This is a genomic window from Micromonospora sp. ABR4_055, from assembly GCF_056160425.1.
The window spans coordinates 94,482-111,746 of record NZ_JBSWXD010000001.1 but is presented as its reverse complement, the minus strand read 5'-3'; the positions used below and the strand labels follow the sequence as shown (position 1 = coordinate 111,746).

Annotated in this window: 22 protein-coding genes; 11 read left to right on the top strand and 11 right to left on the bottom strand. The window is 67.5% G+C overall.

Translation table 11 applies throughout. The features are described from left to right. The first annotated feature begins 49 nt into the window (after positions 1 to 49). Positions 50 to 1,123, top strand: a complete 1,074-nt coding sequence (locus tag ACXAHD_RS00480) for an NAD-dependent epimerase/dehydratase family protein (RefSeq protein WP_289211775.1) — start codon at positions 50 to 52, stop codon at positions 1,121 to 1,123. Next, positions 1,120 to 1,926 (top strand): WecB/TagA/CpsF family glycosyltransferase, encoded by an 807-nt coding sequence (locus ACXAHD_RS00475; protein WP_289213666.1) that lies wholly within the window; start codon positions 1,120 to 1,122, stop codon positions 1,924 to 1,926. The genes ACXAHD_RS00480 and ACXAHD_RS00475 overlap by 4 nt, the downstream gene beginning before the upstream one ends. Before the next feature lie 481 nt (positions 1,927 to 2,407). Here ACXAHD_RS00475 and ACXAHD_RS00470 read toward each other — a convergent pair whose 3' ends face one another. From ACXAHD_RS00470 to ACXAHD_RS00460, 3 genes are read right to left on the bottom strand one after another with little or no spacing between them, the layout of a single operon-like run. Further along, positions 2,408 to 2,839 carry a hypothetical protein gene (locus ACXAHD_RS00470; RefSeq protein ID WP_281552416.1) on the bottom strand — a complete coding sequence of 144 codons (432 nt, stop codon included), beginning with the start codon at positions 2,837 to 2,839 and terminating at the stop codon, positions 2,408 to 2,410. Continuing rightward, entirely contained in the window at positions 2,823 to 3,494 is a 672-nt protein-coding gene (locus ACXAHD_RS00465; RefSeq protein WP_475047532.1) for a hypothetical protein, read from the bottom strand. The genes ACXAHD_RS00470 and ACXAHD_RS00465 overlap by 17 nt, the downstream gene beginning before the upstream one ends. Then, on the bottom strand, positions 3,494 to 3,751 hold the full coding sequence (locus ACXAHD_RS00460; protein ID WP_475047529.1) for a hypothetical protein: 258 nt from the start codon (positions 3,749 to 3,751) through the stop codon (positions 3,494 to 3,496). The genes ACXAHD_RS00465 and ACXAHD_RS00460 overlap by 1 nt, the downstream gene beginning before the upstream one ends. Positions 3,752 to 4,134: 383 nt before the next feature. Between ACXAHD_RS00460 and ACXAHD_RS00455 the strand changes: the two genes are divergently transcribed. Beyond that, positions 4,135 to 4,554, top strand: a complete 420-nt coding sequence (locus ACXAHD_RS00455) for a VOC family protein (protein WP_421358486.1) — start codon at positions 4,135 to 4,137, stop codon at positions 4,552 to 4,554. 43 nt (positions 4,555 to 4,597) lie between these two features. On the opposite strand, the gene ACXAHD_RS00450 is transcribed toward ACXAHD_RS00455, so the two are convergent. The 3 genes from ACXAHD_RS00450 to ACXAHD_RS00440 all read right to left on the bottom strand — a co-directional run bounded on the left by ACXAHD_RS00450 (position 4,598) and on the right by ACXAHD_RS00440 (position 6,407). Further along, positions 4,598 to 4,996 (bottom strand): hypothetical protein, encoded by a 399-nt coding sequence (locus tag ACXAHD_RS00450; RefSeq protein WP_421358487.1) that lies wholly within the window; start codon positions 4,994 to 4,996, stop codon positions 4,598 to 4,600. Between the two features lie 638 nt (positions 4,997 to 5,634). Then, positions 5,635 to 5,868 (bottom strand): winged helix-turn-helix domain-containing protein, encoded by a 234-nt coding sequence (locus ACXAHD_RS00445; RefSeq protein ID WP_281552412.1) that lies wholly within the window; start codon positions 5,866 to 5,868, stop codon positions 5,635 to 5,637. Positions 5,869 to 6,185: 317 nt separating this feature from the next. Further along, on the bottom strand, positions 6,186 to 6,407 hold the full coding sequence (locus ACXAHD_RS00440; protein ID WP_281552411.1) for a winged helix-turn-helix domain-containing protein: 222 nt from the start codon (positions 6,405 to 6,407) through the stop codon (positions 6,186 to 6,188). Between the two features lie 404 nt (positions 6,408 to 6,811). Here ACXAHD_RS00440 and ACXAHD_RS00435 point away from each other — a divergent pair, with 404 nt between their 5' ends. From ACXAHD_RS00435 to ACXAHD_RS00425, 3 genes are all read left to right on the top strand, one after another. Further along, positions 6,812 to 7,069 (top strand): hypothetical protein, encoded by a 258-nt coding sequence (locus ACXAHD_RS00435; protein ID WP_281552410.1) that lies wholly within the window; start codon positions 6,812 to 6,814, stop codon positions 7,067 to 7,069. An 88-nt stretch (positions 7,070 to 7,157) separates the two neighbouring features. Beyond that, positions 7,158 to 7,568 carry a DivIVA domain-containing protein gene (locus tag ACXAHD_RS00430; RefSeq protein WP_421358489.1) on the top strand — a complete coding sequence of 137 codons (411 nt, stop codon included), beginning with the start codon at positions 7,158 to 7,160 and terminating at the stop codon, positions 7,566 to 7,568. Further along, positions 7,565 to 9,337, top strand: coding sequence for a hypothetical protein (locus tag ACXAHD_RS00425; protein WP_475047523.1), 1,773 nt, complete (start codon positions 7,565 to 7,567; stop codon positions 9,335 to 9,337). Before ACXAHD_RS00430 ends, ACXAHD_RS00425 begins: the two co-directional genes overlap by 4 nt. Positions 9,338 to 9,614: 277 nt before the next feature. Here ACXAHD_RS00425 and ACXAHD_RS00420 read toward each other — a convergent pair whose 3' ends face one another. From ACXAHD_RS00420 to ACXAHD_RS00410, 3 genes are all read right to left on the bottom strand, one after another. After that, a complete protein-coding gene (locus tag ACXAHD_RS00420) occupies positions 9,615 to 10,277 on the bottom strand; it encodes a hypothetical protein (protein ID WP_281552408.1) in 663 nt (220 codons plus the stop codon). Positions 10,278 to 10,614: 337 nt separating this feature from the next. After that, a complete protein-coding gene (locus ACXAHD_RS00415; protein ID WP_281552407.1) occupies positions 10,615 to 11,643 on the bottom strand; it encodes a CU044_5270 family protein in 1,029 nt (342 codons plus the stop codon). Beyond that, positions 11,616 to 12,338, bottom strand: a complete 723-nt coding sequence (locus ACXAHD_RS00410; RefSeq protein ID WP_281552406.1) for an RNA polymerase sigma factor — start codon at positions 12,336 to 12,338, stop codon at positions 11,616 to 11,618. The genes ACXAHD_RS00415 and ACXAHD_RS00410 overlap by 28 nt, the downstream gene beginning before the upstream one ends. A gap of 63 nt (positions 12,339 to 12,401) precedes the next feature. Between ACXAHD_RS00410 and ACXAHD_RS00405 the strand changes: the two genes are divergently transcribed. The 5 genes from ACXAHD_RS00405 to ACXAHD_RS00385 all read left to right on the top strand — a co-directional run bounded on the left by ACXAHD_RS00405 (position 12,402) and on the right by ACXAHD_RS00385 (position 16,009). Further along, the gene (locus ACXAHD_RS00405) at positions 12,402 to 12,689 is read left to right on the top strand and encodes a FitA-like ribbon-helix-helix domain-containing protein (protein ID WP_289211772.1); all 288 of its coding nucleotides are present in this window, start codon (positions 12,402 to 12,404) and stop codon (positions 12,687 to 12,689) included. After that, positions 12,686 to 13,081: a type II toxin-antitoxin system VapC family toxin gene (locus ACXAHD_RS00400; protein WP_281552404.1), complete on the top strand. Its 396-nt coding sequence runs from the start codon at positions 12,686 to 12,688 to the stop codon at positions 13,079 to 13,081. Before ACXAHD_RS00405 ends, ACXAHD_RS00400 begins: the two co-directional genes overlap by 4 nt. Positions 13,082 to 13,143: 62 nt before the next feature. Beyond that, on the top strand, positions 13,144 to 14,589 hold the full coding sequence (locus tag ACXAHD_RS00395; RefSeq protein WP_475047517.1) for a hypothetical protein: 1,446 nt from the start codon (positions 13,144 to 13,146) through the stop codon (positions 14,587 to 14,589). After that, a complete protein-coding gene (locus ACXAHD_RS00390; RefSeq protein WP_281552402.1) occupies positions 14,586 to 15,368 on the top strand; it encodes a 3-ketoacyl-ACP reductase in 783 nt (260 codons plus the stop codon). Before ACXAHD_RS00395 ends, ACXAHD_RS00390 begins: the two co-directional genes overlap by 4 nt. A 110-nt stretch (positions 15,369 to 15,478) precedes the next feature. Continuing rightward, positions 15,479 to 16,009: a hypothetical protein gene (locus ACXAHD_RS00385; protein WP_475047514.1), complete on the top strand. Its 531-nt coding sequence runs from the start codon at positions 15,479 to 15,481 to the stop codon at positions 16,007 to 16,009. Between the two features lie 32 nt (positions 16,010 to 16,041). On the opposite strand, the gene ACXAHD_RS00380 is transcribed toward ACXAHD_RS00385, so the two are convergent. Then, entirely contained in the window at positions 16,042 to 16,263 is a 222-nt protein-coding gene (locus ACXAHD_RS00380; RefSeq protein WP_475047573.1) for a DUF397 domain-containing protein, read from the bottom strand. After that, positions 16,239 to 17,114, bottom strand: coding sequence for a helix-turn-helix domain-containing protein (locus tag ACXAHD_RS00375; protein WP_281552399.1), 876 nt, complete (start codon positions 17,112 to 17,114; stop codon positions 16,239 to 16,241). The genes ACXAHD_RS00380 and ACXAHD_RS00375 overlap by 25 nt, the downstream gene beginning before the upstream one ends. Positions 17,115 to 17,265 lie beyond the last annotated feature (151 nt).

Here is a 17,265-nt window from a genome sequence, read left to right as displayed (position 1 = left end):
CGGATATCCTGTTGACCGTTTACTCCACCCCCCAGCTCAGGAGTGTCGTGTGAGCGTCGCGTTGGTTACCGGTTCCGGCGGTCTGATCGGATCGGAGGCGGCCCGGCACTTCGCCGGACTCGGCCTGGATGTGGTGGGCATCGACAACGACATGCGCCGCGAGTTCTTCGGCCCCGAGGCGTCCACCGCCTGGAACGTCGAGACGCTGCGGCGTGACCTCGGTGCGGCGTACACCCATGAAGCGGTCGACATCCGCGACCGCGACGCCCTGGCGGGCCTGTTCCGGCGGTACGGCCGGGACATCGCCGTGGTGATCCACACCGCCGCGCAGCCGTCGCACGACTGGGCGGTCCGTGACCCGTTCACCGACTTCGACGTCAACGCCGGCGGCACCCTCAACGTGCTGCAGAACGTCCGGGAACACTGCCCGGAGGCGCCGGTGATCCACTGCTCCACCAACAAGGTGTACGGCGACCGGCCGAACAGCCTGCCGCTGATCGAGCAGGAGACCCGGTGGGAGATCGCCCCGGACCACCCGTACGCCGGTGGGATCACCGAGGACATGTCGATCGACGCCTGCCTGCACTCGGTCTTCGGCGCGTCGAAGGTCGCCGCCGACATCATGGTGCAGGAGTACGGCCGCTACTTCGGCATCCGTACCGCCTGCTTCCGGGGCGGCACGCTGACCGGCCCGGCGCACTCGGCGACCGAGCTGCACGGCTTCCTCGGCTACCTGATGCGCTGCAACATGGAGCGACGCACCTACAAGATCTTCGGGTACGGCGGCAAAATGGTCCGCGACGCGATCCACAGCCACGACGTGGTCTCCGCGTTCGAGGCGTTCTTCCGCGACCCGCGCCCGGCGGCGGTCTACAACCTCGGCGGCGGCCGGCACTCCAACTGCTCGCACCTGGAGGCGTTCGCCCTGGCCGAGCAGATCACCGGCCAGCAGATGATCACCGAGTACCAGGAGGCGAACCGGGTCGGCGACCACCAGTGGTGGATCGGCTCGAACGCCGCTTTCCAGCGGGACTACCCTGGCTGGAAGCAGGTCTACGACGTACCGATGATCCTGCAGGAGATCTACCAGGCCAACGTCGACAAGTGGGTGCCCGGGAAATGATCGACCAGGGCAAACGCAACCTGCTCGGGGTGCTGGTCGACGCCGTCGACTACGAGGCCGCCACCGAGCGGGTGATCGACGCCGCCCGGGAGCGCCGGCCGCTGGCGTTGACCGCACTCGCCGTACACGGGGTGATGACCGGGGTCCTCGACCCTGCGCACAACGCCCGGCTCAACTCGTTCGACCTGGTCACCCCGGACGGCCAACCGGTGCGCTGGGGCCTCAACCTGCTGCACGGCGCCGGTTTGAAAGACCGGGTCTACGGGCCGACACTCACCCTGCGGGTGCTGCAGCGCTGCGCCGACGAAGGGCTACCGGTCTACCTGTACGGCTCCACCGAGGAGACGCTGGACCGGCTGGTGCCGAAGCTGGAGCAGATGTTCCCGGCGCTGAAGTTCGCCGGGGTCGAGCCGTCCAAGTTCCGCGCCGTCGGCCCTGGTGAGGATGTGGAGATCGCCGACCGTATTCGAGACTCAGGGGCCCGGCTGGTGCTGGTCGGGCTGGGCTGCCCCCGCCAGGAGGTCTTCGCGTACGCCATGCGCCCGCTGCTGGACATGCCGCTGATGGCGGTCGGCGCCGCCTTCGACTACCACGCCGGGCTGCTGCGCAAGCCGCCGTCCTGGATGCAGCGGTACGGCCTGGAGTGGCTGTGGCGGCTCGGGCTGGAGCCGAAACGGCTGTGGCGCCGGTACGTAATCCTCAACCCGGCGTACCTGAGCCGGCTGGGCGCACAGAAGCTGGGCGTTTGGCAAGCTACCCCGCCAAAGGCCGCCACCGACCGCCCCGCCACCTTCGCCGTCTGACCACCTCACCCGGCTCCGGTAACACGACCGAGACGACCAACTCGGGGAGGATTGGTGGAAATGATGACCTATTCCGCGTCCTGCAGGCGGGGCGGCGACTGGTGGGCCGTTAGCGTTCCCGAACTCAAAGGCCTTCACACCCAGGCTCGCCGTCTTGACCAAGTCGCCGCCATGGCTCGCGAGGCGATCGCCCTACTGCTTGAGGTCGATCCGGCCACAGTAGACATTGAGGTACGTCCAGAGCTACCCGGAACAGTCACGGCAGCACTGGACGCCAGGCAGGCCGCTCGGGACGCTGACGAGAAGGCCGAACAAGCGACCGCCACGGCTATACGGGCTCTCCTGAGCGACGGTTACACCGTCCGGGATGCGGGTGCCCTTTTGGGACTGTCACCCCAACGCATCTCACAGATCGCCGCTCGAAACACTACGCGACCCACGTCAAGCGCAGCGTAGGGATACGATTCGCTGCTGCCTCTGGCTACATGTACTGGGCGGCGGTCTGCTCGACTTCGCGGATGAACTCCTCCAGCTCGGCCTCGGTCCACTGTTCGTCTTGTAGCAGCGTACCGAGGATCACGATCTGCGCTGGGAAGGAGACCTCGGCATCGACCCCGTCGAGAAGTTCCGCCTCTCCCAGCGCCGCACGGATGAGACCTTCCAGCTGAAGTGCAGGCAGATCCTTGCCCCGTTGGTACTGGTCACGGACCTGTGCGACGAACGCAGACACCTTGTTGAGGTCAGGCTCCGGCCCAAAGTGGCGGTCGACGGCGATCGCGAACGCCGCGCCGATCACCGGGACCGCGCCGTGCCAGTTCGTCCTGCCAAGAACCTCAGTCAACCGGTCGATCGTTCCCCAGTCCCGTCGAGCCATTGCCCGGATCAGATCGCCGAGTTCAGTCGGAACGCTCACGTTGACGCAACCTCGCTAAACCTTGTCGGATGTATCGGTCAGCCCGGCGGGCTGCCAACCCAGCGATAAGAGCTGCCACGACGAGGTGGCCCGCCGCGTCGCCGGCTTCGAGCTTCGGTCTCGTGTCCGTGAAGGCCACTGTAGGGGCCGATGTGCCCGTGGTTGACTGCGACCCTGGCGGGGGAGTCGCCAGGTCCCGCAGGATGTTGAGACCCGAGTCGCCCAGCTCAGCGGTTGTCTTGGCCGTGTCCTGAACATCCTCCGTTCGACGCGCCAGACGGTCCAAGAAGCTGCCGACGCCTCGGCGGGACTCGGAGCGGCGGGTGGTGTCGGCCAGGAGTTCTTCGCCGGTCGGGCCGGTGAGTGTGGGTTCGGTGGGTGCCGAGCCGGGGGCGATACGGTTGGCGTAGGCGTTGAGGTGCCCGGCGGCCTCCATGAGCAGGCGGGCGACCTTTCCGGCCTTGTCTGCGGCGGTCTTCCACTCGGTGGTCGCGTTCGTGACAGCGTGCGCCGACGCTCCTACGCTCGCGGCGGAAAGGGACCGGTGTGCGTCGGTCACTTCCTGTTGGGCATGCAGGGCTGTCGCGGCGGCCGAGCTGAGACCGGTCGATGCCCGAGCGAGCTGCGCGATGACTTCGGCGACCGTCCCAGCCATCACAAACCCGCGCGGTACGTGTCGACCAGCTCGGTGCCGGCGTCCAGCCGGGCGATCGCCAACTTGATCTCGCGGAGCGCGGACGTGGCCTCGGTCAGGGCGTCGGTAGCCAGTTCATGGTTGCTGCCCTGACAGGTGTAGGTCGCCAACTCCAGGGCCTCGCCCGCTGTAGTGGCAGCCTGTTGCAACGTGTTCCTGCCGCTGCGGGCGCTTTCCTGGCCCCTACCCAGCTGAGCCTTGACCTCGTCGACGCTCACCGAGCCGGCCTCCCCGGTCGCGGAGCCGCCGTACCGGAAGGCGACTCACGTTCGTCAGGTAGGTCCGACCATAGTCGACCAGCCACGGACCGGCGACCCTGCGCGACGGATATCCGTCACCCACGCTTGGGCCGCCGCAGTCCGCCCGGCGCTCGTTGTCGACGTACCAGCCGTGCCGAGTTGGGCACTGGCAAGCGCACCCAGCCCCTGGCTGCGTTCGGCGGCTGGCCGCGCACCTGCTGTAGGTCCAGGTCGGTGGCGTTGGGTGACAGGCATTGTTGAGCTAACGATCCCCATGGCGTCCGGATTTGCCGATGTCAGGATGTTCGCTCGGCGACTTCGTGGTGTGATGACAGGGCCAGCACTATGAGGAGGCGTCGTCAGTGTCCGACTATCCGGTTCTCATGCACACCGCCCTGGACGCCACCGACGCCCGGGCCCTCGCTGAGTTCTACCGGGAGTTCCTCGGACTGCAATACCGTCCTGGTGACGAACCTCCGGCTGACGGAACCACCGATGACGAAGACTGGCTCGTCCTGGTCGACGGCAACGGCAACCGCAAGCTTGCCTTTCAACAGGTGCCTATATTGGCGCGGCCAACCTGGCCGTCACACGACGTTCCGAAGCAGATGCACCTGGATCTCCACGTACCAACCGTCAACGAGTTGGAGCGACACCGTCGACGAGCCGAGCAGCTCGGAGCCAGCTTGCTTCACGACCGCACCCAGAATTCAGAGGAGCCTCTCTACGTTCTCGCCGATCCGGAGGGACATCCGTTCTGCATCCTCGTCGGCTCGGGGTAGGCCAACGTACGGATCTGCCGCTGACAAGGCGCGGTCGCCGCTGCTACCGAGACTGGGGCAAGGCGGATGGCGTGCGGTCCAGATCGTCAAGCAGCGCCTGCAACCGGTCCCGGCATCGCAGGACTAAGCCGGAGATGCCGTCGAAGGTCTCGGCGTCGACAACGCCGCTCTCGAACCACATCGCACGCACAGCCGACCGGCCCTGCACCAGGTAGTTCCCGGCAGCCTCGACCAACCCAACGAACTCTCCACGGCGGTCCAGCGGGGCGAGCTGAGCGACACCTCGTGCCGCTCGCAAGGGCTCGCCCGGAGCACCGAAGATCGTGGCACCGTCGCCGCCGGCCTGACCGGCACCGATCCTCGCGAGCAGGTACTCCAACTCGGTCGCGGCCAACGTCAACCTGCCGACGGCCAAGACCGTCTCGTCGGTAAGTCGCCGCATCGGACAACCGTAGCGGACCCGGCACCACGTCGAACGTCCTCACATGCCGCGACTCGCGGAGCACCCGACGGCGCAGCTGTCAGCGACCGTACGACGAGTCGTGCAGGAGCAGCTCGAAGGCCGGCCCCCGGCGGAAGGGCAGCCAACCGGCGGCCAGGGCCTGGCGGACGCCAAGAGCCACGGTGCCCGGCAACACCGGCTGGCTCGGTAATCCGAGCCAGTTGCCGGGATGAGCGCAAGGCAACGATGCCACCATCAGGGCGCCTGGCTGCTCCTCACGCTCGACAACGAAGCTCAGCCGCGACCAGCCGAGGGCTTGACAGTAAGTGGGTCTATGCCGAACCGACCAGCGGTAGGCCACGCCATCCACCGTGATCCTCCGAGGACCCCTTACTGCCAACGTCATTCGCACCCCACCGGTCTCGGCCATCCCCGTGACGGGCACTGTAGCGAGAACCCCGTAGCGCCACTATCGGTAAGGCGTAGCCCGCTGCTCAAAGCCTCCGCATCTGCCGCGATCCGGTGCGAGCACCTAACCCAGCTGTTACGGAGCGTAGCCGGCATACACTACGCGGCGCTCTAGGCTGTGGGCATTCGCCGGGAGCGTGGCAGCCTTGCCACGAACTCGGCAGCGAGGATTACATCTCCATGGCTTGCTCGGCGACGTACGTGCCCTTGCCCTGGTGGCCTTCGACCAGGCCACGGTCGCGCAGCAGCCGCAGGGCGGCTTGGGCTGTGGAGACGCTGACCTTGTACGTGTCGGAGAGCTGGGCGTATGTCGGCAGCTTGTCGCCCGGCGACAGCTCACCGGACCGGATCTGCTGGGTGATGTCATCGACGACACGTAGGTAGTCGGCAGGTCGACTGGGCATTTCAGGTACTCCTCGCAACTTCACCTCATGTGCCCATCATGCAAATATCGCACATTTCCAGTCTTCAGTACGTCAAGCGCCACGGCAACGCGCCGCCATACATAGGGACGGAGCCGCTGCTGCGCCTTCTCCGCCGTACAAGACTCGAATGTAGACAGCTCAGTATCCGAAATCTTGAGCCCGGTAATCTGCTCATCGGTCAGCTCGCCGCCGTCAAAGATGAACGAGAGCAGGTCGTCCCAGGGTCCGTGTGGTGACACCCAATCGACCACCAGCAGCCCGGCTACGTGCACGTCCAGCCGCAGGTAGGACGGCAGCTACTTCTCCGCTACGTACACGCCGCGACCGGAATGTCCGACGACGAGGTCTCGGTCGTGCAGGAGTGAGACGGCGCGGTACACGGTTGCTGGGCTGACGTCGTACTGGTCGGCAAGCTGGGCGGTACTGGGCAGCTTGGTGCCAGGCGGTAGTTCGCCGCTCTTGATCTTCGCGGTCAGTTCGTCTGCGATCCGTCGGTAATCGGCTGGTGCTGAGGGCATGGCACATCCCCTTGGTTCGGCACCACTATTCGATCACGCACAACCTCCGTCAGCAAGTGATGCAAGAAACCTGGGGTCCGAGGGTTTACCTACATCAGCTGTTGACGTAGGTTGGTGCTCGGTCAGCCCCTTGGTTCGGCAAACCCGGCGGTCGACCCCGTCAGGGCGGCACCAGCTCTGCCGTCCTGACGGCCCTCACCACGCGGCCCTGCGTGCGTACCGCCGATTGAGGCTGCGCGCGCAGGGCGGGCGGCCCGACCTCCGCACCCCCGTTCGGGGTCGGGCCGCCCTTCCACCCGCTCTACCCCGAAGACCATGCACGACCCGCGTGCTTGAAAGGCGACCTACCATGCGCAGACTCCTCGACTTCCTCCGCGTGAAGATGCCGGCGGCTGATCGGTAGCGTGCCGGCCGACCGGTCGCCGGCGGACCCCCGGCCCGGCGACGAGTTGATCATCGACGGCAGGGCGAGTGTGCAGTTCGCGGCCGGGCGAGGTTTCCGGTTCCGGGTGACGACAGTGGACAAGCGCTGGACATACGAGGGCTGGGTCTGGTTGGCCGGGTACGTGTTGGCACCGGACGGTGAAGCCCGCGAACGGCGGGAGATCTTCGTCCAGCGCGACGGTCTCCGCTGGGCTCGCACCCCACCCCGACACCGCTGACCAGGGCGGCGGCACAACTGCGACGTAAGCCGCGCCGTCTCGACCCGTACCCCTGAAGGTTCCCGACTCTTGGAAGGTGGTTCCTGCTGTGCGTAGGTTCTTTGACCTGTTCCGTCGACCGCCGGTGCGGAGCCGTCGCAACCGGCGGTTGCTCGCCGAAATCGCCCGTCACAACCAGCGGCCGACCGACTCTGCCGCCGGCGAGCGCCGGCCGGTGCGGCGAGCCCCGAACACCGTCGGCCACTTGTACGGCAGGCCGGTGCGGCCGTCGATCAGTCCCGGTCTGGTCCGCGACCGCCGGTTCGGCGACCGAACCCGGCGCGGCTGCGACCCCACCGAGGTACGCACGTTCCTGCACCTGGTCGCCGACGAGCTGACCGCCCTGCGCGCCGAACTGGCCGCCACCCGCGACGAGAACGTACGGATCAAGCAGGCGTTGCGGGACTGGCAGTCACAGCAGTTCCAACAGTTCCAGGCAGGGGCGGGGGTGACGGGGTGACCGGGGTCAACGGGGTGCCGGCCGGCCCGGTCCGCGTCGTCGGGTTCGGGTCCGAGCGGCGGCGGGCGCAACTCGTGGTCACCGTCGCCAACCTCGACACCGGGCAGGTGGCCTCGACCAGCCTCGTGCCGGGCTCGTTCACGCCGCTACCGACACCAAACGGCACCTGGTGGCTGCCGTACGCGCCGATCGTCACCGACCTCGCCACCCGCGCCGGGGTGGCTGCCGCGACACTGTGCGATCCGGACTTCCCCGACGAACCCGGCCGGCTCCCGTCGTCCGGGCTGACCCTGCCGATCCAGTGGCAGCCCGGCACCCCGGAGCGGGACCGCCACCGGTGGGAGGCGTCGGCGCTCGCCAACCGGCTCACCGCGCCGTGGCTGGTCCTGATCGGCCGCAGCAGCGCACCGCGGCCACCGGGCGACCCGGCCCGGCTGCTCGGCCGGCTGTGCGCGCTCGCCGACCAACTCCACGTCGACCTGGTCCTCGAAGCCCGACCAGCGTCGACCCCGAGCGGGCTGAGCTGGGACATCCGGTACGAACTCGCTGGCGGGAAAGTGCCCGACTACCCGCACCGCTGGGTAGCCGACCTGCCGGCGGCGATCGCCTCGATCAGCCCGGAACGGGCCGCGTCCGGGCTGGCCGTGGCCGACTGGAACCTGCCCGCCCACTACCTCACCGAGGCTGCCCTCACCCCGCACCCGGTGCCGGTCGGGCTCGACGGTCACCCCGGCGGCCACGACCTCGACCAACTCGAACGACGCATGATCGCCGACGCCGAGCAGCACGGCGGCGCGCAGGCGATCTGGCGTAACCGGCACTGGTGGCACACCAGCCTGCGACCCGACGACACCGAGCCGGGCGGGGTCGGCGGCAGGTTCCGGCGCGGCTGGGAGCCGCCAGCGCCGAGATACTGGGGCGAGCCGATCCCCACCCACCCCTGCCCGCGCTGCACCAACGCAACAGATCCGCCGTACTGCACCGACTGCTACGGCACCCGCCGGGTCCGGCACGGCGCCGTCGTCACCGTCACCGACCTGCGCGGCCGCACCGTGCACCGTAACTGGCGACCCGACGACGACCCCACCGGACCTACTCTCGCCCACACCGACCGACCATCCGGCACCAGCGTGTGGCAGTTGCCCGAGCACTACCGGATCGGCTCCCTCGCCGCCGAGTTCGGCGTACAGCCCACCGACCTGACCGACATCGACGGCGAGCACGTCATCGACCAGCACCTGCGCAACGGGGTCAGCCAGATCCACCACGGCCGCGACCCGCTCGCCGCGTACCTCGCCGAAGCCGCCGCCGCCCACGACGGCGCCCGCGTCATCGCCCGCGCCACCGACTGGCCCGGCCCCACCCTCGACCAGCTGGCCCGACTCGTCACCGGACTCGGCCTCGCCCTCGACATCACCGTCGTCGACCACCGCGACAGCATCGGCCGACCGGAGCTGATGCAGGGCCACACCTGGTCGGTCCAGGTCGCCGACCCGGCCACCCCGCCGACCGTCGACCCGGTCCCCACCAGCGCCGCCCTGCCAGAAGCTGTCGCCCTCTGCCACCGCTACCTCTACGGCGCGCTGCGCGCGACCATCCCCACCGACCCCGAGAAGCCCATGTCCGTCCCCCACCGGCCGGCGACCGCCGGCCCAGCTCCCGACACCACCAGCTTCATCACCGAGGTACGCCACCAAGCCGCCACCCACCCCGGCACCCCGGCTACCGTCCGCATCCACCCCGACCGCACCCACCCCACGGCAACCTGATGACATTTCATGAGTACGCCGGCCGAAGCACGCACCCCGTGGGAGACTTCATGCGGCCGCAACTGAGCCGAGCCCCTACATCCCCCCGTCGATTTGAAAACGGGAACTGCAAATTTAGCCGGCAGATACTAACCGTCCTGGTAAAGACATATTGCCGGGTTCGTTACAAACTATCGCAAACTGCCGGTGGCGAAGAGAGCGCAGCCAGACCGCGATTCACCCCATCGCCACCGGCAAAGCCAGCGAGCTAAATATCAGAGCCGATCCTCAAGAGCCACTAACAAACGCGGACGGCATCGAGAATGTTATCGTATGGACCCATTCCAGTATTGTACTCGAACGCATAGGAGCTAAACAGGAGGGTCCATTGGTTGACGCCGTTCCAGTTGTAGAAATGGCTAGCAGTATTTGGTGTTTGATTGTTCACCCAGGATGAGATTCGATCGTTCCAGTACCCACCCCCAGGGAATGGAATGGCACCAAGATCCTTGAACTGGCAGTAATAAAAAGAGATGATCGCACTACTAGGATGCAAATTTGGTTCTGTATAAAGACAAAGATATTCATAGTAGCAGCCGTAGAAATAGTCATCTGCGGCGGGCGAAATTGGCTCGGCGTTCTTGGCTACATGAACTGCGGACGGTGCGGGTGGAGCGATGCGCTTAGTGACGGTCGGCATTTCAGCTGCGGTGGTGTTGGCGAAGCGCTTATCCCGCGGATGATCGGCAGGCAGTGTGACGAGCACGCCGGGTGCCGCTCGGACCGTGTTCTCGTCGATAGCGATAGATCCTGGATAATAGTCCAGCAGAGACTGGAGTGCCATCGAGTGTTGAGGCGTTGCTGGAAGACTCTTAGCCTGCACTGGTGAGGCCGCTGAGGTCAGGATAACCATCGACACAGTCACAAATGTCAAGAGCGTGCGTCCAATACGTTGGTTCACCAAGATCTGGACTCCCCCTGCTCCATACACACTGGAACGGGTGACGCAAGCTGTTTCCTAGCAAGCTAAAACCAATCGCGACAGGCACCCGTAGGTCGATCCACGGCGGTCGACCCACAGCCGATTGTATCGGCATCTACCGATGCACAGAGGTTTTTTGAGCGGATTGCGGTGCGCCATGCTCGCCTTCCATGATCGACATGACAGAGAGTGCTTGTAGGACGACCGCCTGATGCCAGGGCTAGCAGGGGAGATCTAACCCGAGTTAGCCGAAGGAGTGACAGAGTGCGATCGGATAACAGAATGGTAACAACGTCGATTATGGTTCGTGCCTCAGTCAGGCCGGCGACCTACCTGCGTCGTTCACGATGACCTGGCGTAGCAGGGCGCTGTTGGTGGTGCCGAGGAACACGAACGACGTCGCATCGAAGATGAGCGTCGTCCCTTCGGGCATGCCCACCGCTACCCCATCCCGGTTGGCAAGGTCTCGTGCCTGCTGTCGGACGGTCACGCCTGGCAGCGAGGCCAACGCGTCGAACAAAGCGCTTCGCTGAGGTGAGGTGAGGTACCTACCACCGACCAGCAACTCACCGGCCCGCTGGAAGACGAGCGCATCAGTTGCTCTGCCACCTGGGGAGGCAGAGGACGTGACCCGCAGCTCTGACTGCGCTTCCCCCCCCGAAGACACATCGGCTCGGAGCCAGTCGAGCACCGCTGCTGGGCTGTCCGGCATCTCCGCGTCGTACCCCCGCTGCAGCGCACACGGCTGGTCACTGATCGGATCGGCGGCTGGACCGGAACGATTCGGTGAGCAGGCCGGCAGCACTAGGTCGTTTGGCTCGGCCTGGTCCTGCTGGTACGCCCTGTCCCGGATCAATCCGTCCTGAGCACCGTCTGCCGAAAGCCAGATCTGCCGCAATACCCGCGGCCCGTCTCTAATGGTGAAGCCACCGTCCGGATGCTGCACCTGGTTGATCGGGCTCGCCACTGTCTCGGTGAACACGAACTGTCCAGTTTCCGGGACGGGGAGGTCCGCTTCGTGAGCCACCAAGGCGGCGGTACGCAGGATGGAAGAAGCCTCGGCCGTGCCCGACGATGGCGCTGATCCACCTACCGGCCACCCGCCCCCTACGGCTGCGGTGGCGAACACGAGAACGGCAGCTAATGCCGCTCCTGCTAGGCCGAGGTTCAACCGCCGGCCGGGCCATACCGTGCCGCCGCGCGGCACTCCTGTCTTCGGGCTGGGTCCATCGAGGATGCGGTCACGCCAGGCTGTCGGTGCATCCCCGGCGTCCGGAGCCAAGTCGGCACCGAGTTCCTTGAGCCGATCCATCTCACTCACGCCCTGCTCCATCTCCTCCACCATCGCTCCTCGCGCTCAGTACCTGTCAAAGTGCTCCGGGCCGGGTCGCTCTCCAACACGTCCCGCATCCTGCGGCGTGCCCGGTTCAGTCGTGATCGGACCGTGCCGATCGGGATTTGCATGACTCGAGCGACCTCCTCGTAGCTCAGGTCGCCCCAGGCAACCAGGAGAAGCACGTCCCGCTCCTTGCGGCCGAGCCGGGCGAGCGCCGTGGCCAACGGTCCTCGCCACGCCTGGGCAGACGCTGCGGCTGCCACCCGATCCGCCAATGCCTCTTCGCCACCGTCGGGCTTCACCCGCAGATACGCCCGGTACCGGGCGCTCTCGGCGCGGTAATGTCGGGCCAACTCACGGTGCACGATCGCGAGCAGCCACGGAAACGCGTTGGGATAGCCAGGGTCGTAGGTGTGCCGGGCGCGGAACGCGGCCACGAACGCGTCCGCGACGACGTCCTCGGCAATCTCCCGGCCCACCCGTCGGTAGGCATAGCCGTACAACATCCCGGCGTGCTTCTCGTACACCTGCGCGAATCGATCGGGGTCGTCGAGCGACGCGACGATGATCGCAGCATCATTGGTCGACTCCGCCGCAATGCCCCTCACCCGGAGCCCAGCGGTGGCGATAGGTTCACGATCATCTTTCCTTCCTGTCTGCATCCTCTCAGCTATCTCTATGCGCGAGCGCGAGATCGGGTTCACAGTCCACCAGCCAATCCCGAGGTTGACTTGACCCTGCAGTCATAACGCATTCAAAATGAAGTCATGGCTGTAGTGCTCACCATCCGCGACGTGCCAGAGGAGGTACGGGACCTCCTGGCCCAGCAGGCCCGCGAGCGCGGCCAGTCGCTGCAGGCGTACCTGCTGGCAGTCCTCAACCGTCAGGCCGACTTCTGCCGCAACCGGCAACTCCTCACCGAGCTCGGCGACGAACTCGACGACCGCAGCGGCGGAGCCGGACCGACCGCGCCGGACGCCTCCGACCTGCTCGCCCGTTCCCGCGCTGAACGGGATTTCCCGGACTCCGCGCACTCCGGGCGAGACGTCGGGTGATCGTCGTCGACGCCTCGGTCCTCGCCAGCGCGCTCGTCTACAGCGACGACCGCGGCCGCAAGGCCCGCGTTGTCCTGAGCCGAGACCCCGAGTGGGCGGCACCGGAGCACTGGAAGGTCGAGGTCTTCTCCGTCATGCGAGGGCTCGCCCTCGGCGGAAAGATCACCAACGAGACGGCGGCGCGGGCGGTCGACCGGATCAGCCGCCTCGGCGTCGACACCGTCCCGATCGACGACCTGCTCACCCGGATGTGGCAGGTCAAGGCCAACATCAGCGCGTACGACGCCCCCTACGTCGCCCTCGCGGAACGCCGCGCCCTGACGCTGGTGACCGCCGACGGCAAACTCGCCCGCGCGGCGAGCGCGTACTGCCGGGTCGAACTCGTCGCGTAGCGGGACGTGGGGTCCGGTGGTCAGGTCTTCCGCCTAGGCAAGCGCTTTCCTATGCTGATCCGATGATTCGGATCGACGACGCGCTGACCCCGGCCAGCCTGCAACCCAGGATCGACCGCCTCTGGGAAGCCTCCGCCCACAAGATCGACTCGATCGAGAAGACCTGCCCGCCCGGGTCGGCGTCGCCGGTCTTCACCGTCGACGGCCGGTACGCCGCGCGCGGCTGGACCGAGTGGACCCAGGGCTTCCAGTACGGTTCGGCGCTGCTGCAGTTCGACGCCACCGGCGGGCAGCGATTCCTGGACTCCGCCCGTGAGTTGACCGTCGCCGTCATGGCCAGCCACGTCAGCCACATCGGCGTGCACGACCACGGATTCAACAATGTCAGCACGTACGGCAACCTGTGGCGGCTGATGGCCGAGGGGCGGCTCCCGCACGACCGCGCCGAGCGCGACTTCTACGAGCTGGCGTTGAAGCTGACCGGGGCGGTCCAGGCGGCCCGCTGGCGGGACACCGCCGACGGCACCGGCTACGTCTACTCGTTCAACGGGCCGCAGTCGCTGTTCGTCGACACCATCCGCTCCTGCCGTGCGCTGGCGGTGTCCCACCTGCTCGGCCACGCGCTCATGGGTGAACAGGACGAGCGAATCTCGCTGCTCGGCCGGCTGATCGAGCATGCCACCAACACCGCCCGGTACAACGTCTTCTACGGCGAGGGGCGGGACAGCTACGACATCCGGGGTCGCACCGCCCACGAGTCGATCTTCAACGTCAACGACGGCCGGTTCCGCTGCCCGAGCACCCAGCAGGGCTACTCACCGTTCACCACCTGGACGCGCGGGCTGGCCTGGGCGATGCTCGGCTTCCCGGAGCAGCTCGAATACCTGGCGGTGCTGCCGGACGGCGACCTCGAACCGTACGGCGGGCGGGCCGAGGTGACCGCGATGATGCTGCGGGCCGCCACCGCCACCTGCGACTTCTACCTCGAACACACCCCGACCGACGGCATCCCGTACTGGGACACCGGCGCACCCGGCCTGGCCTCGCTCGGCGACTACCTGGATCGCCCGGCGGACCCGTACAACGATCATGAGCCGGTCGATTCGTCAGCCGCCTGCATCGGCGCACAGGGGCTGCTGCGACTCGGCCGCTACCTGACCGGTGCCGGGCAGCCCGACGCCGGTCGCCGCTACTGGCAGGCCGGGCTGACGGTGGCCGGCACCCTGTTCGACGAGCCGTACCTGAGCACCGACACCCGCCACCAGGGACTGATCCTGCACTCGATCTACCACCGACCGAACGGCTGGGACCACGTGCCGGCCGGCAGCCGGGTGCCGCACGGCGAGTCGAGCATGTGGGGCGACTACCACGCCCGCGAACTGGCGCTCTACCTGCAGCGGGTGGCCCGCGACGAGCCGTACTACACGTTCTTCGGCCCGGCCGACGCCGGCGCCACCGACGGCACGGGCAGCGCCGACAGCGCGGGCACCGTCGGGGGCGGGCGGTGACCGCCTCCGCGCGGGTCGCCATCGTCACCGGCGGTTCCCGGGGGATCGGGCGCGGGATCGTGCTGTCGCTCGCCGCCGCCGGGTACGACGTCGTGGTCAACTACGCCCGGAACGCGACGGCAGCCCAGCAGGCCGGCGAGCAGATCGAGGCGGCCGGCCGGCGGGCGCTACTGGTCGGCGCGGATGTGTCGGTCGGCGCGGACCGGCAACGGCTGGTCGATCAGACCGTCGCGACCTTCGGCCGGATCGATCTGCTGGTCAACAACGCCGGTGTGGCCCCAGATGTGCGGGCGGACCTGCTCGACGCGACGGAGGAGTCCTTCGACCGGCTGATCGACATCAATCTGAAGGGTCCCTATTTTCTGACTCAGCAGGTCAGCCGAGCCATGATCGACATGGTGGCGGCCGGCACCGTCACCGCGCCGAAGATCGTCATCGTCTCGTCGATCAGCGCCTACACGGCGAGCGTCAACCGGGGCGACTACTGCGTGGCCAAGGCCGGCCTGGCGATGACCACCCAGTTGTACGCCGCCCGACTGGCCGAGCATGGCATCAACGTCTACGAGATCCGGCCCGGCATCGTCGCCACCGACATGACCGGCCCGGTCCAGGCGAAGTACGACGATCTGATCTTCAACCAGGGTCTGACGCCGATCCGCCGGTGGGGGCAGCCGGACGACGTCGGGCGGGCCGTGGTGGCGGTCGCCACCGACCTGCTGCCGTTCAGCACCGGCCAGGTGATCGACGTCGACGGTGGCTTCCACGTACGGACGCTGTAGTAGCCAGCGGACGCCCAAGCCTGCCGGCACCCCCTACGGGTGACCGATAGGGGGTCGACCAGGGCTGCACCCGGAGGTGCCGACGTCGACCGGCCGGCAGGATTCGGAGCATGGACACCGCTCTGGTCGGCTGGTTGGCGTTGACCGGTGGCTGGCTCGCCGCCGCCGTGATCGCCGAGTCGCTGCCGTCGGCGGGCAGCCCGGCGGCGCTGCGGCGCCGGGTCGGCTGGCTGACGGCGTTCGTGCTGGCCGGTCTGGGCGGGATCGCCGGGTTGATCGGGGGCGGGGCGGCCAGCGCACAGATGCTGCTGCTCGCCGTACCGGCGGTGGCGGTCGCGGTGGTGACCCTGCCGCGCCTACGGCGGCTGTACGGCGGATCGGCGGCGTTCGTCACCGCGCCCGCCGCGCCGAGTCCGCCGGGGTTGCTGGCCCGCGCGGCGCACCCGTTGGTGGCGTTGCCGGTGCAGGTGACGGCGGTGGCGCTGGTGCCGGTGGCGGCGCGGTACTTCGGTGGTGTGCCAGGGCTGGGGGCGGTGGCCGACGGGCTGGTGCTGACGGTGGCGGTGATCCTGCTGGTCGCGGTCGGGGTGCGGCATGCGCTGCGGCACAGCGCGCTGGCTGAGCAAGCTGGGCACGGTTGAGCCCCGGGACGCGCCCGGGGCTCAACCGTGGGTCAGTCCAGGTCGAACTCGCCGTCCCGGGCACCGCCGAGGAAGGCGTCCCACTCGTCGGAAGTGAAGATCAGGACCGCTCCGGTCGGGTTCTTCGAGTCGCGAACCGCGATGGCCTGGTCGACGAACGCGATCTCCACGCAGTTGTCGCAGTTCGGCCCGCTGCGCGAGCTCTTTCGCCAGGCCGCACGGGTCAGGTCTACCCGAAGCCCCTTGACCTCGATGTCCACAATGGCTCCTTCGCGCGTTCAGCGATCATCGCGACGGACTCCTCGGGAGTGAGCGCCGCCGCGCGTATGTGATCGAAGATAAATATGTACTTGCGTAGTTCTTCGGTCTTCTCCAGGAAGAGCCCACCGGTGGCGTTCTCCGCGTAGACAACGTCCGCGTCGCTGGGCTCCGGAAAGTCGAGGATGGTGAACGTCCCGTCCATTCCCGCGTGTGCCCCCACCTCGAACGGAAGGACCTGCAGGGTCACGTTCGGCAGGTCCGCCGCCTCGACGAGGCGGTGCAGTTGGGCGCGCATCACCGCGTCGCCGCCGACCGGCCGACTCAACACCGCCTCATCGAGCACCGCCCATACATCGATCTGATCTTCCTGTGTCAGTAACGACTGACGCTTCAGTCGGACATGGACACGGTGGGCAACTTCTTCGTCGGTGATGTCGGGTCGGGCCGAGCGGATCATCGCCTGGGCGTAGTCAGCGGTCTGCAGCAGACCGGGAACCACCTGCTGCTCGTACGCGCGGACCGACCGGGCCGCCGCCTCGAACCCGACGTACGCGCCGGTGAGCACCGTGGAGTACGGATGCCACCAGCCCTTCTGCCGAGCTTCCCGGGCAATCTGCACCAGCTCCTCGGCCTCGACACCGGTCACGCCGTAGATCTCCAGCATGTCGCGGACGTCCCGCGGTGTCGCGGTGGTGTGTCCCGTCTCGATCCGGGAGACCTTGGAGGCGGAGCACTCCAGTCGTTCGGCCACCGCATCGATCGTGACTTTCGCGGCTTCCCGCCGCCGGCGCAGTTCGGCGCCGAGACGGCGGCGACGGACGGTTGGGCTTCGGCGCTCGGTCACCGGTCACCTCCGGTCAGGGGTGTATGGGGCAGTCGGCCGGACCCCGCGCACGCGGTTGAGGGGCGACGGGGGTTACGTCGCGAGCGGTCGTGCGTGGACGGGGAGGGAGGCCGACGCGGAAGAAAGCCTGTTCAGTCTGCCGCCCGTACAC

Excerpts from the sequence above, each read along its gene's own strand:
- ACXAHD_RS00475 (WP_289213666.1), top strand. The coding sequence starts at position 1,120 with ATGATCGACCAGGGCAAACGCAACCTGCTCGGGGTGCTGGTCGACGCC.
- ACXAHD_RS00385 (WP_475047514.1), top strand. The coding sequence starts at position 15,479 with ATGGACACCGCTCTGGTCGGCTGGTTGGCGTTGACCGGTGGCTGGCTC.
- ACXAHD_RS00440 (WP_281552411.1), bottom strand. The coding sequence starts at position 6,407 with ATGCCCTCAGCACCAGCCGATTACCGACGGATCGCAGACGAACTGACC.
- ACXAHD_RS00395 (WP_475047517.1), top strand. The coding sequence starts at position 13,144 with ATGATTCGGATCGACGACGCGCTGACCCCGGCCAGCCTGCAACCCAGG.
- ACXAHD_RS00415 (WP_281552407.1), bottom strand. The coding sequence starts at position 11,643 with ATGGTGGAGGAGATGGAGCAGGGCGTGAGTGAGATGGATCGGCTCAAG.
- ACXAHD_RS00445 (WP_281552412.1), bottom strand. The coding sequence starts at position 5,868 with ATGCCCAGTCGACCTGCCGACTACCTACGTGTCGTCGATGACATCACC.
- ACXAHD_RS00405 (WP_289211772.1), top strand. The coding sequence starts at position 12,402 with ATGGCTGTAGTGCTCACCATCCGCGACGTGCCAGAGGAGGTACGGGAC.
- ACXAHD_RS00450 (WP_421358487.1), bottom strand. The coding sequence starts at position 4,996 with ATGCGGCGACTTACCGACGAGACGGTCTTGGCCGTCGGCAGGTTGACG.
- ACXAHD_RS00465 (WP_475047532.1), bottom strand. The coding sequence starts at position 3,494 with ATGGCTGGGACGGTCGCCGAAGTCATCGCGCAGCTCGCTCGGGCATCG.